We start from the raw sequence: 13,512 nt of genomic DNA, 5'->3' as shown, positions 1-13,512 counted from the left end.
CTCCCACAGGAGGCTTATGTTGAAAGTGACCGAACACCGTTTCAGGAGGCTTGGATGCACAACGACGGGAAAGTGGTGCCTTTGCACAAAGGCACTGCCGATCAGGCGAATCACTCGCCGCTCGCCCGCCTGCCTGTGATTCTGCTTCAGGTTCGCGACAAGGCAGCCCAGCAACTGCGCCACGGTTTGCAGGAGCTGTTCGATAACGCCGACGACACGCTGTTCGAAATGGCCGACCGGGCGCGCAACGACGTCGAACAGAACATCTTTTTCGAAGCCATGCGCGACCTGCGCCTGAAGCGCAAAAACATCGAACGCGGTTTTCTCGAGCAATTCTTCGAAGCCTTCGTCGGCCTGACCCAATACGATCCTGCGCACAACACGCTGCCGCACGCGCTGATATACGACGAGCTGGCCCCCCGCAACGACGATATGGAACGCAGCGTGGCGGTCGAGACCATGGTCGGTCGTGTGCTCAAGCGCGACGGTTTCGCCCTCGATCAACTGACCGCACGGCTTAACGCGCTGCTCGGCAAGACCCTCGATGATCAGCACAACCCGCTCGGCCCGGCGCTGCTCTGCGAGTTTTTCCTTCAAGCCGGGCGTAATCTGGGTGTGGAGATCAAGGTCAAACTGATCCTGCTCAAACTGTTCGAGCGCTATGTCCTGGCCGACATCGAACAGCTTTACGCTGAAGCCAATCAATTGCTGCTCGCCACCGGTGTGTTGCCGGACTTGAAGCCAGCCCCTGCACGCCGCGCCATTGATCGGGCGATCGCGCATGTGGAAAGCGGTGAAAGCGACGATCTGCCGCCTGTCGATGAAAGCGTGCAAGAGGTCTTCGCCGCGTTGCAAGAATTGCTTTCGCATGTACGTGGCACTGTCGCACCGACGCTGGAGTCCAGCTTTGCGGTGCAACCGATTTCCACCCGCGATCTGCTGCGCCTGCTCTCGCATTTGCAGCAATACGTGCCCGAGTTGGCGGCACAGGATGATTTCGATCTACGCAATCAGCTCGAACAACTGCTGACTCGGGTCAGCGTCAGAAGTGGCAAATCGCGGATCGTAGGCGATGCGGACGAAGACGTGATCAATCTGATCGCCATGGTCTTCGACTGCATTCTTGAAGACCGCAATGTCCCGGATTCGCTCAAGGCCCTGATCGCCCGGTTACAGATCCCAATGCTCAAGGTCGCGGTGCTCGACAAGAGTTTCTTCAGCCGCAGCACGCATCCGGCGCGGCGCCTGCTCAATGAAATCGCCGAGGCGGCCATGGGCTGGGGCGATTGTGACGGTGACGCGCGTGACAGTTTGTACCTGCGTATCGAGCAAGTGGTGCAGCGCCTGTTGACTGACTTTGTTGATGATCCAGCGATTTTTTCCGAATTGCTCGCCGATTTCCTCGCGTTCACCAGCGACGAACGCCGTCGCAGCGAGCTGCTTGAACAGCGTCTGCGTGACGCCGAAGAGGGGCGAGCAAAAACCGAACTGGCCCGGCGCCGGGTCGAACGGGCTTTGAATCAGGCATTGCTGGGCAAGACGTTGCCGCCTTCCGTGGTCACCTTCGTACAGGATGCCTGGAGCAAGGTACTGCTGCTGACTTGCCTCAAGCATGGCGATCAGTCAGCCGAATGGCAGGCCGATGTGCACACCATGGAGCAATTGATCTGGAGTGTGCAGCGTCACGAAGACGCTGAATCCAGTCTGCGCTTGCTGGCGCTGGTACCGGGGTTGCTCAAGTCGCTGCGTGATGGCCTGACCCGTTCGGCGTTCGACCCGTTCGCCACCAGCGAATTTTTCAGCGAACTTGAAGCCCTGCATGTGCAGGTGCTGGAGCGCTCCGTCGAGGCAGAACCGGCCGCGTCGATGATTGAGGTCTCGCAACAGATCGTGCTGCAAACTGCCGACGACAGCAGCATGGCGCTGTCATCGGCACGTTTGTCCCACGATGCCGTCGGTTTGCGCCAGGTCGAGCAACTGCGTCTGGGCAGTTGGGTGGCGTTTCAGGAGGACGACGAACACAGTCTGCGTTGCAAACTCGCGGCCATCATCGAAGCCACCGGCAAATATGTGTTTGTCGATCGCACCGGCATGAAGGTACTGGAGCGCAGTCGCCTTGCGCTGGCCGAGGAATTCCAGCGTGGTGCGGTACGCGCACTGGATGACACCTTGCTGTTTGATCGGGCGCTGGAGTCGGTACTGGGCAATCTGCGGCGACTCAATCGCGGCAAGTGATCGCGCGCCGGGGGCCGATCACGGCATACTGGGCGCCAACACAGTCGGCGTTGAAGGAATCGGTATGCAGTTGGATCCCGCTAGCGGGTGGTGTCACGGGGTGCAGGTCTGCCCATCGCCCAACTTCAATGAACGCCCTGCGGGCGAAATTTCCCTGTTGGTCATCCACAACATCAGCCTGCCGCCGGCGCAGTTCGCCACGGGCAAGGTGCAGGAGTTTTTCCAGAATCGTCTGGATGTCACCGAACACCCCTACTTTGCAGGGATCGCCGACTTGCGCGTTTCGGCGCATTTTCTGATTGAACGTGACGGCAAGGTCACCCAGTTTGTCTCCTGTCTTGAGCGGGCGTGGCATGCGGGTGTATCGGTGTTCGAAGGGCGCGAAACCTGTAACGATTTTTCCGTGGGCATCGAGCTCGAAGGCACCGATGATCTGCCGTTCACCGACGCGCAGTATCAGGCGTTGACGGCGTTGACCCGGCAGTTGCAAAGCGCATTTCCGGCCATCACCGGCGCGCGCATTTGCGGGCACAGCGACATAGCACCCGGGCGTAAGACCGATCCTGGCCCGGCATTCGACTGGGCGCGTTACCGCGCAGCCCTGGCACAAGAGGAAGGACAATGAGTTTTCTGGTGTTACTGCTGGCGCTGTGGATCGAGAAGTTTTCGGCCCTGCGTCATCGGGTTCAACGCGATGGCGGATGGATCCGCGAACTGAACAAACTCGAAAGCAGCGAGCGGCTGGCCAAACAGCCGTGGCTGGTGCTGAGCATTATGGTGCTGTTTCCGGTGGCCCTGCTGGCGCTGTTGCTGGTGGTGCTGGAGCCGGTGGCTTACGGCTTGCTGGCGTTGCCGGTGCATTTGCTGGTGGTGATTTACAGTCTGGGGCGCGGCGACTTGCTCGGCGGTCTCGGGCCGTTTCGCGATGCCTGGCGCCGTGAGGATCTGCAAGCGGCGGCGCATGTGGCCAAGCGCGATCTGGATATTTGCGCCGACAGCGGCGAGCAGTTGCTCGAACGTGTGCAGGGGCATTTGTTGTGGCAGGCCTACCAGAGCTTTTTTGCGGTGATCTTCTGGTATTTCGTGCTCGGCCCGGTGGCGGCGTTGGCGTATCGCTTGTTGGCACTGGCGCAAGAACACGGGCAGAACCCGGCACTGGTCGAGCGCGCGGCGCAACTGCGGCATGCCTTTGACTGGGTGCCAGTGCGTCTGCTGGCGGCGAGTCTGGCGCTGGTCGGCAATTTTGTCGCGGTCAGCCGGGTGATGCTGCATGAACTGCTCAACTGGAACATCAGCGCGGCGCAACTGATCAATCGGGTCGGTTTGGCGGCGGGCGAGATTCCACCTCCAGTGGTCGGGCCGGAAGGCATCAACACTCTCGATTGCCTGTGGGAACTGCTGCTACGTGCGGCGGTGCTGTGGTATGCCGGGTTTGCCTTGTGGACAGTCCTGATCCACTGATTTCACTGATTTAAAGAAAGATCAAAAGATCGCAGCCTGCGGCAGCTCCTACACAGGGATTGTGTGTTTCCTGTGGGAGCTGCCGCAGTCTGCGATCTTTTTGTCGTTAACCTTAAGTTACAAAACCTCCCTCCGATTTGAGCTATACAGAGATGGCGCTCGATAGTGGCTATCTGCTGTCGCCCCGCGCCTGCCAATAAAAACAAGAAAAACCAAGGGAGACTTCCAGTGAAGAGCTTGCTCTATCCCGCCGTCTCGCTGATGAACCGTCTGAGCTTCGGCATGAAGTTCAGCCTGATCAGCGTGCTGTTCCTGGTGCCGATGCTGGTGACCAATTTCTATCTGGTGCGCGATTCCTATCGCGAATTCCAGGGCACCCGGGTTGAGCTGCAAAGCCTTGATCTGCTGGGCAGCAGCCTCGCCCTGCGCCGGGATCTGGAAACCCTCAACAATCTTGTGCAGATCAACGTCACCCTCGGTCAGTCGGGCAAGGCCGGAAATGTCGAGGCGCAGATCACCACGCTCGAACAAGCGGTGTTGGCGCGCCTGCAAGGGCTGACGGCGATGACCGACGATCCCGAGCAGATCAAAGTATTCGACGACAAGCGTGATGAAATGATCGCCGCGTTCAAGGCCCAGCAAGTGGAAAACTCGCTGCAGAGCAAAAGCGCGTTGATCGGCAAACTGCTGGCCAGTGCGCAGATTTTCAGCCAGATCATCACCAGTCAGGCCGGGCTGAGCCGCGACAACCAGAGCGACATCCGTCAGCTCAGCGAACTGGTCACCCTGATCACGCCGACCGTCACGCAAACCCTCGGCGAAGGCCGGGCCATGGGTTCGTATTCGTTGGGCCAGGGGTTTCTCAACAGTTCTTCGAGCACCCGTTTCGATGAGCTGATGGTGCAGATCGAAAAACTCCAGGCCGAATACGGCCTGAAGCTGCAGGACGCCCTCGGCTCCAGCAAAGCCGCGCGGGAAAACCTCAGCGCGGCGGCCGACAGCAGCAAGGCCTCGCTGAAACAGGCCAGCGAACTGTTCGAAGAGCAGGTCGTCATGGCCGATACCCTCGATGCGCCGTGGCAGGCGTTTTACGATCAGGTCACCGGGCTGATCGATCGGACTTACCAGCTCAACGAAGCCACGTTGAAATTCCTCGACACTCAATTGCAGCAGCGTCTGGCGCAAAACCGCACACACATGGTCTTGCAGGCGGTGGCGCTGTCGGTGGTGTTTGTGCTGATTTTCTATCTCTACGGTGGTTTCTACGCCTCGACCCGCACCACGCTGAAACGCTTGGGCGCGATGATGGACAAGGTCGCGGCCGGCGACATGACCGTCAACTTCAAGGCCAGCAGTCGCGATGAATTGGGTGAGTTGGGCGAGGTGTTCAATGGCACGGTGAGGAAGATTCACGACTTGATCGAGCGAGTGGGTCAGACCGTCGGCGAGGTCGAGCGCCAGGCCGGGCAGGTTGAAAATGTCTCCGCGCAGAGTAATCAGGCGGTCGCCGGGCAACGCACGCAGATCGAGCAAGTGGCGACGGCAATGAACCAGATGTCGGCGACCTCTCTGGAAGTGGCGCGCAGTGCCGCTGCAGCGGTGAGCAGTGCCCACAGCGTGAATGACGAGACCATCAGTGGTCGTAGCCTGGTCGAGTCGCAACAGGGCAGCATCGCCGCGCTGGCCAGCGAAATCGATCAGTCGGTGCTGGTGATCAACCAGTTGGCCAGTGACAGCCAGGCGATCAGTCGTGTACTGGAAGTAATCAAGAGCATTGCTGAACAAACCAACCTGCTGGCGCTCAACGCCGCGATCGAAGCAGCCCGCGCTGGCGAGCAGGGCCGCGGCTTTGCCGTGGTCGCAGACGAAGTGCGTACCTTGGCCAAACGCACTCAGCAATCGACCGAGGAAATCGAACAGATGATCGCCAAGCTGCACGGCGGCGTCGGGGCAGCGGTGAAGGCCATGGGCGTCAGCCATCAGATGGCCAACGGCACGGTCGGTCAGTCGGAAAAGGTTCAGCAGGCGCTGGAAAACATCCTCGGCGCGGTCGGCATGATCGTCGATCAGAACCAGCAGATTGCCGCTGCGGTTGAGCAGCAAACGGCGGTGGCCCACGACATTGACCAGAACATCGTCGAGATCAACCGCGCCGGCGAGCGCACGGCGCAGGGTGCGCACCAGACCGAAGATGCCAGCCGGGCGTTGTCGGCCCAGGTGGTAGAACTCAAACAGCTGATAAGCGCCTTCCGCGTCTGAGGCACGCACGAAACCTGTGGGAGCGAGCCTGCTCGCGAATGCAATCTGTCAGTGACATCTCTGTCACCTGACACACCGCTTTCGCGAGCAGGCTCGCTCCCACCGGGTTCTGGGTTTTATCAGAACCTTTTGTAGTACTTTTTCACTTCGGTCCGTAAGCCCAATCCTGTTTCTCTGCAGACTCTGGCATTTCCCAAGCAATGAACCAGTATCCATACTCAATCGTTCGCGTAGAGGAGGCCGCTCATGTCTGCCGCAACTCTGGGAGTACAAGGCCGTTGTGCTCATTGCCAGACCACGCTGCTGCTCAAACCGTGGCAACTCAATGCCATCTCGATCAATGAACCGTTCACTTGCGAGCATTGCCAGCAAACGCTGGAATTGCGTTGCCCGCAACAGATCAAACGCTTCAAGTCCCTCGATTCACTGGCGCTGCTGCGTTTCAGCGCTTCAGTAACAGTCTGCACCGCGCTGCTGGTGGCGTTGGTGATGGAATGGGTGGGATTGCTTAGCGTCACTGAGCAACTGAACGCGTCACTGATCACGATCTTTGTGTACTTCGTGGTCGTCCGTTACGCGCGCCAGCGTCAGCATCTGACGCTGGTTCTGGAGGCCGCCAAGGCGCACGCCCACTGATTTGTAGGCGCTGTCGAGTGAAAAGAGGCTGCGATCTGTTGATCTTTTCTTCAAGCCAGGATCAAAAGAGCAATCACTCGATGCATGCGTAACGCCTGCGGCCACCTCAACGCTATCGGTGGGCTGAGTGAATGTTATCGGCAGGAAATAATTGGCAACGGGAACAGTTGAACGCTATGTGATCAGGTATAAAAAACACCGCAAGATCAGCGATAGCCGTTTGTCGGGACTGTCAGGTTTGACAGTAGAGCATGATGAAATAGTCAGATTTACTAATGTTGGCCTAACAAAGGCTGCACTTATATTTTGACTATTGTTGATCCCGATCCATGGAGCGATCATGAAAGATAAAGATGCTACTCCTGGCTCTACAAAAAATATCGAGAACGTCACTGAGAAAAATATTCTCACAAGCGAGGAGATTGATAAGTTATCCAAAGGTGCAAAAACATACGAGGGGATTTTGATTGCGGATAATAGAGTCTATCGTGGGCAAATTAAATATACTTACTGGTGGGGTAATGACGGCGGTTTATTTTATTGCTATGCGTCCCACTACACCATTAATGATCCAGACGGTTTTAGCCGGCATAGGGCGAACATCCATTTCAGTTTTGATTCAAACCAGTGGTGGGGAATCGACTCTCCAGACAGCATGCGCCAAGACAATCAATGGAATCCTTGGCGCGTCGGAGGTTATATAGGGGCAAATAGACGAGCCCGCGTTTATGTCAGATTCGTTTTTGACCTTCCCTTCGAAGATGTGAGTGGAGAAAACTCCATTTATTATACGTACCCTTGACAGCAATATACTGTGTGAGGGGTAAGTCGAAGTCTGATTGTCTTGCTCGACATGTAAGGAAGCAGTCAGGTTTGCGAGCGGCTGTTGTTGGGTTTGTGGTGTCGAAGCAGTCGTTCGTTTTGTTTTTTATTTTTATAAAGTTTTTGTTAGAGTCGCGGGCCTTTTAAGGTTAGTGGTTGGGGTATTCAAGGCTATTCGCGTTTACAAGAGCTGAACCCGGTATGGTCTAATGCCAATCAAATAATTCCTCGATATTAGCGGTACTTTGTCTGGCCAATTGCTGGGTTGTGATGCTCATCAACTCGGCCAGCACCTCACAAATCGCCGGCAAATGCGCCGGGCTGTTGCGCTGACCGGGAAACATCGCGGGTGCCATGTCCGGCGAATCGGTTTCCAGCACGATCGACTCCAGCGGCAATTGCGCAATCACCCGATGCATGCGCAACGCCTGCGGCCAGGTCGGTGCGCCGCCCAGACCGAGTTTGAAACCGAGTTTGATGTATTCCCGCGCTTCTTCACGGCTGCCGGCAAAGGCGTGGATGATCCCCGCGCGTTTGAGTTTGAAGCGTTTGAGCGTCGCGATCACCGCAGCGTGGCTGCGCCGCACATGGATCAGCGCTGGTAATTCGAAGTCAGCGGCCAATTGCAGCTGCGCTTCGAACAGCGCCTGTTGCCGCTCGCGATCCAGCGTTTCGATGAAGTAATCCAGGCCGATCTCGCCCACCGCACACAACTGCCGATGACCGCGTAATCGAGTCAGCCAATCACCAAGCGCCGACAAATCTTCGGGACGATGCTGATCGAGATACACCGGGTGCAGACCAAACGCTGCGTACAAATCCGCATCGCTCTGCACCAGATCCCACACCCGTTGCCAGTTACCCTCATAAACCCCCAACACCACCATCCGCCGCACTCCGAGGGCGCGGCACTCGGCGAGCAACGCCGCGCGATCGGCGTCGAAGTCGGGGAAATCGAGGTGGGTGTGGCTGTCGATCAGCTCCACGGCTCAGTCCTGGTGAATGCGCTGCTTGAAGGTCCGCGCGATGGCCTGCACGCCAGGCTTGTACTCCGACTGCTCGACAGCGGCCAGCGCCAGTTCCAGCGCCTTGTCGGCGATCAACTGGTGTTGCTGGGCCATGGCGTTGACCGGCAGCGGCAGGAAATCCAGCAACTGCGTATCGCCGAAGGTGCCGAGGCGCAGTGGGCGCGATTTCAACGGGAAGTCATGCAACGCATCGAACACACCCTGTAGCAGCACGTAGGACGTAGTCACCAACGCATCGGGCAAATGCCCCAGACGTTGCAGGAGTTCTTCCATCAGTTGCTTGCCGCACTCACGGCTGAAGGATTCGGCATGTTCGACCAGCACTTCGCCTTTGAAGTCGACCAACGCCTCTTTGAAACCGGCGGCACGTTCCTGGCTGATGCTCAGTTCCGGGCGCGCGCCGAGCAGCACAATCTGCTTCGGTTGCGGATCGAGCAGGCTCTGGGTCAGGTGCAGGCTGGCTTCGCGGTCGTCACTGATCACCGAGCAGAAATGTTCCGGCTCCATGACGCGGTCGATGGCGATGATCGGCAGACCTTTGGCCTGCAACTGCCGATAGCTGTCATCGCCGGCCGGCAGGCAACTGGCGACGATCAGCGCATCGCAACGGCGCGCACGGAACAGTTGCAGCAACTGTCGCTCGCTGTCCGGTGCGTCGTCGGAACTGGCGATCAGTAACTGATAGCCACGCGCTCGCGCACCTTGCTCGAGCAGTTTGGCGATCCGCGCGTAACTGGGGTTTTCCAGATCCGGCAGAATAAAGCCCAGCGTGCGCGTATGCCGACTGCGCAGCCCGGCCGCTTGAGGGTTTGGCGTGAAGCCGTGCAGATCGACCACCGCCCGCACCCGCTCGACAGTGGCGTTGCTGATGCGTTGCTGTTCGGCCTTGCCGTTGATGACGTAGCTGGCGGTGGTCACGGACACTCCGGCCAACCGCGCGATATCACTGAGTTTCAACCCGGGATTTCCTTGTTTATTCGAGCTTGCCGCGACATTTTCGCCAATCCTACCCGATTAGGGCAGGCGACTATTGTCGCAGCGCATCCGACAAGTTGGACTTCAAGGATGGGACATTATCGAGTAACGTGCCGATCAATCTAGATTAAACGTTTCAGCAAGCGTATTTTCTACGTTTTAGACGTCTTTGGCCGGTTCTGCCGTGAAACCGCCAAAACTGCCGCTGAAAAGCAAAGCGGTAAAGCGCCTAAGCTGCAAACCATCCAAAACAATACCTGGCACTCATGAAGCGCCAAAAAGGAGATCGCATGCTCGAGCTCACTATAGAGCAGATATCCATGGGCCAATCGGCTGTGGATAAACCCGCTGCCCTGCAACTGCTCGCCAATCACCTGGTGGCCGATGGTCTGGTTGCCGACGGTTACCTCGCTGGATTGCAGGCACGGGAAGCCCAGGGCTCGACCTTTCTCGGTCAAGGTATTGCCATTCCCCACGGAACGCCGGAAACCCGCGATCAGGTATTCGCCACTGGCGTGCGCCTGATGCAGTTCCCGGAAGGCGTGGATTGGGGCGATGGCCAGATCGTTTATCTGGCGATTGGCATCGCCGCCAAATCCGACGAACACCTGCGCCTGCTGCAACTGCTTACCCGTGCCCTCGGCGAGACCGATCTGGGTCAGGCCCTGCGTCGCGCCAGTTCACCTGAGGCGCTGCTGAAATTGCTGCAAGGCGCGCCGCAAGAGCTGGCGCTGGATGCGCAGATGATCGGCCTCGGTGTCTCGGCCGACGATTTCGAAGAATTGGTCTGGCGCGGTGCACGTCTGTTGCGTCAGGCCGATTGTGTGAGTAACGGTTTTGCCGGCGTGTTGCAGCAGGTCGAAGCGCTGCCGCTGGGTGATGGTTTGTGGTGGTTGCATAGCGAGCAAACCGTGAAGCGTCCGGGATTGGCGTTTGTCACGCCGGATAAACCGATGCGTTACCTCGGCCAGCCGCTCAGCGGACTGTTCTGTCTGGCCAGCCTCGGCGAAGCGCATCAGGCGCTGCTTGAACGCCTTTGTGCGTTGCTCATCGAAGGGCGCGGCCACGAGTTGGGGCGCGCCACCAGCAGCCGCAAAGTTCTCGAAGTGCTAGGCGGTGAATTGCCCGCCGATTGGCCGAGCGCACGCATTGCCCTGGCCAATGCCCACGGTTTGCACGCGCGCCCGGCGAAGATCCTCGCGCAGTTGGCGAAGAGTTTTGACGGCGAGATTCGCGTGCGCATTGTCGATGGTCAGGACAGCGCCGTGTCGGTGAAGAGTTTGAGCAAACTGCTCAGCCTCGGTGCCCGTCGTGGTCAGGTGCTGGAGTTGATCGCCGAGCCGAGCATCGCCGCTGATGCCTTGCCGGCACTCTTGGCGGCTATCGAAGAAGGCCTTGGCGAAGAAGTGGAGCCGCTGCCGGCCGTAAGCCAGCAGCGCGAAGTTATCGCCGACATCGCCGAAGTGCTGATCGCTCCGGCGTCCGGTGCTCAGGTGCAAGCGATCCCGGCAGCGCCGGGGATTGCCATCGGGCCTGCGCATATTCAGGTGCAACAAGTCATCGATTATCCACTGCGTGGTGAGTCCGCCGCGGTCGAGCGCGACCGTCTCAAGCAAGCCCTCAGCGATGTGCGCAGCGACATTCAAGGTCTGATCGAACGCAGCAAAGCCAAAGCCATCCGCGAGATCTTCATTACCCACCAGGAAATGCTCGACGACCCGGAACTCACCGATGAAGTTGACACCCGCCTCAAGCAAGGCGAAAGCGCCGAAGCGGCGTGGATGGCGGTGATCGAAGCAGCGGCCAAACAACAGGAATCGTTGCAAGACGCGTTGCTCGCCGAGCGTGCGGCGGATCTGCGCGACATCGGCCGCCGCGTGCTGGCGCAACTGTGTGGCGTGCAGACCGCGAGCGAACCTGAGCAGCCGTACATTCTGGTGATGGACGAAGTCGGTCCTTCCGACGTCGCGCGGCTGGATCCGGCGCGTGTGGCGGGGATTCTCACCGCACGCGGCGGCGCCACCGCGCACAGTGCAATCGTCGCGCGAGCGCTCGGGATTCCGGCGCTGGTCGGTGCTGGCGCAGCGGTATTGTTGCTGGCGCCGGGCACGCCGTTGCTGCTCGATGGCCAACGCGGTCGCCTGCATGTCGACGCCGATGCCGCGACCCTGCAACGCGCCGCCGAAGAACGCGACACTCGCGAGCAACGCCTGAAGATTGCCGCCGAACAACGCCACCAACCGGCACACACTACCGACGGTCACGCCGTTGAAGTGTTCGCCAACATCGGCGAAAGCGCCGGTGTGATCAGCGCGGTGGAGCAGGGCGCCGAAGGCATCGGTCTGCTGCGCACCGAACTGATTTTCATGGCCCATCCGCAAGCGCCGGACGAGGCCACGCAAGAAGCCGAATACCGCCGAGTTCTTGATGGTCTAGCCGGTCGACCGCTGGTGGTGCGCACGCTGGATGTCGGCGGCGACAAACCGCTGCCGTATTGGCCGATCGCCAAGGAAGAAAATCCGTTCCTCGGCGTGCGCGGCATTCGCCTGACCTTGCAGCGTCCGCAGATCATGGAAGCGCAATTGCGCGCCTTGCTGCGTTCGGCGGACAACCGTCCGTTGCGGATCATGTTCCCGATGGTTGGCAGCGTCGAAGAGTGGCGTCAGGCGCGAGATATGACCGAGCGTCTGCGCGTGGAAATTCCGGTCGCCGATCTGCAACTGGGGATCATGATTGAAGTGCCGTCCGCCGCTTTGCTTGCGCCGGTGCTGGCCAAGGAAGTCGACTTTTTCAGCGTCGGCACCAACGACCTGACGCAATACACCCTGGCCATCGACCGTGGTCACCCGACGCTGTCGGCGCAGGCTGACGGCTTGCACCCGGCGGTGCTGCAACTGATCGACATCACCGTGCGCGCGGCCCATGCCCATGGCAAATGGGTCGGCGTCTGTGGCGAACTGGCGGCTGACCCGCTGGCGGTGCCGGTGCTGGTTGGCCTCGGTGTCGATGAACTCAGCGTCTCCGGGCGCAGCATTGCCGAAGTGAAAGCGCGCATCCGCGAACTCAGCCTGACCCAGGCGCAAACCCTTGCTCAACAGGCCCTGGCCGTGGGCAGCGCCAACGAAGTGCGCGCATTAGTGGAGGCCCTGTAATGGCCAAGATTCTTACCCTGACCCTCAACCCGGCGCTCGACCTCACCGTCGAACTGCCACGGCTGGAGGCCGGTCAGGTCAATCGCAGCGACGAGATGCACACCCACGCCGCCGGCAAAGGCGTGAACGTCGCGCAGGTGCTCGCCGACCTTGGCCATCAACTGACGGTCAGCGGGTTTCTCGGCGAAGACAATCTGCAAGCGTTTGAAACCCTGTTCGCCAAGCGCGGTTTTGTCGACGCGTTTATCCGCGTGCCGGGCGAGACGCGCAGCAATATCAAAGTGGCGGAGCAGAGTGGCCGCATCACCGACATCAACGGCCCGGGGCCGGTGGTCGATGCCGCCGCGCAGCAGGCGTTGCTGGATCGCCTGGTGCAGATTGCACCGGGTCACGATGCGGTGGTGGTTGCCGGCAGTTTGCCGCGTGGCGTGACCGCGCAGTGGTTGCGTGAACTGATCGAACGGCTCAACCAGCTCGGTTTGAAAGTCGCCCTCGACTCCAGCGGCGAAGCCTTGCGTGCGGCGTTGCAGGCCAGTCCATGGCTGATCAAACCGAACACAGAAGAACTCGCCGATGCACTCGGTTGCGCGGTGGTTTCTCACGCGGCAGAAGCTCAGGCAGCGACGCGCTTGCATGCGCAAGGCATCGAGCACGTGGTGATTTCTCACGGTGCTGATGGCGTGAACTGGTTCAGCGTCGGTTCGGCACTGCACGCAACGCCGCCGAAGGTCAGCGTTGCCAGCACGGTCGGTGCCGGCGATTCGTTGCTGGCCGGCATGCTCCACGGTTTGCTCAGCGCCGATACGCCTGAACAAACCCTGCGCACTGCCACCGCGATAGCTGCGATGGCGGTGACCCAGATCGGTTTCGGCATCAACGACGCTGTGCAACTGGCGCAGCTCGAACAGGGCGTGCGCGTGCGTCCCCTGACAGAACAATAAGAG

General features: G+C 59.5%; 10 protein-coding genes and 1 pseudogene. 9 read left to right on the top strand and 2 right to left on the bottom strand.

Annotated elements, in window-relative coordinates; all coding sequences use genetic code 11:
* Positions 1 to 54 precede the first annotated feature (54 nt).
* The 7 genes and pseudogenes from F8N44_RS22400 to F8N44_RS22375 all read left to right on the top strand — a co-directional run bounded on the left by F8N44_RS22400 (position 55) and on the right by F8N44_RS22375 (position 7,393).
* The gene (locus F8N44_RS22400; protein WP_150651838.1) at positions 55 to 2,235 is read left to right on the top strand and encodes a DUF1631 domain-containing protein; all 2,181 of its coding nucleotides are present in this window, start codon (positions 55 to 57) and stop codon (positions 2,233 to 2,235) included.
* Between the two features lie 64 nt (positions 2,236 to 2,299).
* Positions 2,300 to 2,860: a 1,6-anhydro-N-acetylmuramyl-L-alanine amidase AmpD gene (ampD, locus tag F8N44_RS22395; protein WP_007915273.1), complete on the top strand. Its 561-nt coding sequence runs from the start codon at positions 2,300 to 2,302 to the stop codon at positions 2,858 to 2,860.
* Positions 2,857 to 3,696, top strand: coding sequence for a regulatory signaling modulator protein AmpE (ampE, locus tag F8N44_RS22390; protein WP_150651837.1), 840 nt, complete (start codon positions 2,857 to 2,859; stop codon positions 3,694 to 3,696). Before ampD ends, ampE begins: the two co-directional genes overlap by 4 nt.
* A gap of 261 nt (positions 3,697 to 3,957) precedes the next feature.
* Positions 3,958 to 5,049: pseudogene (locus F8N44_RS32265) on the top strand (methyl-accepting chemotaxis protein); the annotation flags it as partial.
* Positions 5,026 to 5,955, top strand: a complete 930-nt coding sequence (locus F8N44_RS32260; RefSeq protein ID WP_412071539.1) for a methyl-accepting chemotaxis protein — start codon at positions 5,026 to 5,028, stop codon at positions 5,953 to 5,955. The pseudogene F8N44_RS32265 and the gene F8N44_RS32260, both read left to right, overlap by 24 nt.
* Positions 5,956 to 6,201: 246 nt before the next feature.
* Complete coding sequence (locus tag F8N44_RS22380; RefSeq protein WP_150651835.1) at positions 6,202 to 6,591, top strand: hypothetical protein; 390 nt, start codon at positions 6,202 to 6,204, stop codon at positions 6,589 to 6,591.
* Positions 6,592 to 6,931: 340 nt separating this feature from the next.
* Entirely contained in the window at positions 6,932 to 7,393 is a 462-nt protein-coding gene (locus F8N44_RS22375) for a hypothetical protein (RefSeq protein ID WP_150651834.1), read from the top strand.
* Positions 7,394 to 7,619: 226 nt separating this feature from the next.
* Here the strand turns inward: F8N44_RS22375 and F8N44_RS22370 are convergent, their stop codons facing one another.
* Positions 7,620 to 8,399 (bottom strand): TatD family hydrolase, encoded by a 780-nt coding sequence (locus tag F8N44_RS22370; RefSeq protein WP_150651833.1) that lies wholly within the window; start codon positions 8,397 to 8,399, stop codon positions 7,620 to 7,622.
* A 3-nt stretch (positions 8,400 to 8,402) separates the two neighbouring features.
* The gene (gene cra / locus F8N44_RS22365) at positions 8,403 to 9,398 is read right to left on the bottom strand and encodes a catabolite repressor/activator (protein WP_150651832.1); all 996 of its coding nucleotides are present in this window, start codon (positions 9,396 to 9,398) and stop codon (positions 8,403 to 8,405) included.
* A gap of 308 nt (positions 9,399 to 9,706) precedes the next feature.
* Here cra and ptsP point away from each other — a divergent pair, with 308 nt between their 5' ends.
* Together ptsP and pfkB are read left to right on the top strand one after the other, a co-directional pair.
* Entirely contained in the window at positions 9,707 to 12,568 is a 2,862-nt protein-coding gene (gene ptsP / locus F8N44_RS22360) for a phosphoenolpyruvate--protein phosphotransferase (RefSeq protein ID WP_150651831.1), read from the top strand.
* Positions 12,568 to 13,509, top strand: coding sequence for a 1-phosphofructokinase (pfkB, locus tag F8N44_RS22355; protein WP_150651830.1), 942 nt, complete (start codon positions 12,568 to 12,570; stop codon positions 13,507 to 13,509). Before ptsP ends, pfkB begins: the two co-directional genes overlap by 1 nt.
* The last annotated feature ends 3 nt before the right edge of the window (positions 13,510 to 13,512 follow it).

This window comes from Pseudomonas fluorescens, from assembly GCF_902497745.1.
Lineage (GTDB): Bacteria > Pseudomonadota > Gammaproteobacteria > Pseudomonadales > Pseudomonadaceae > Aquipseudomonas > Aquipseudomonas fluorescens_BM.
The sequence above is the reverse complement of the archived record's forward strand: the minus strand, read 5'-3'. Positions and strand labels throughout refer to the sequence as shown.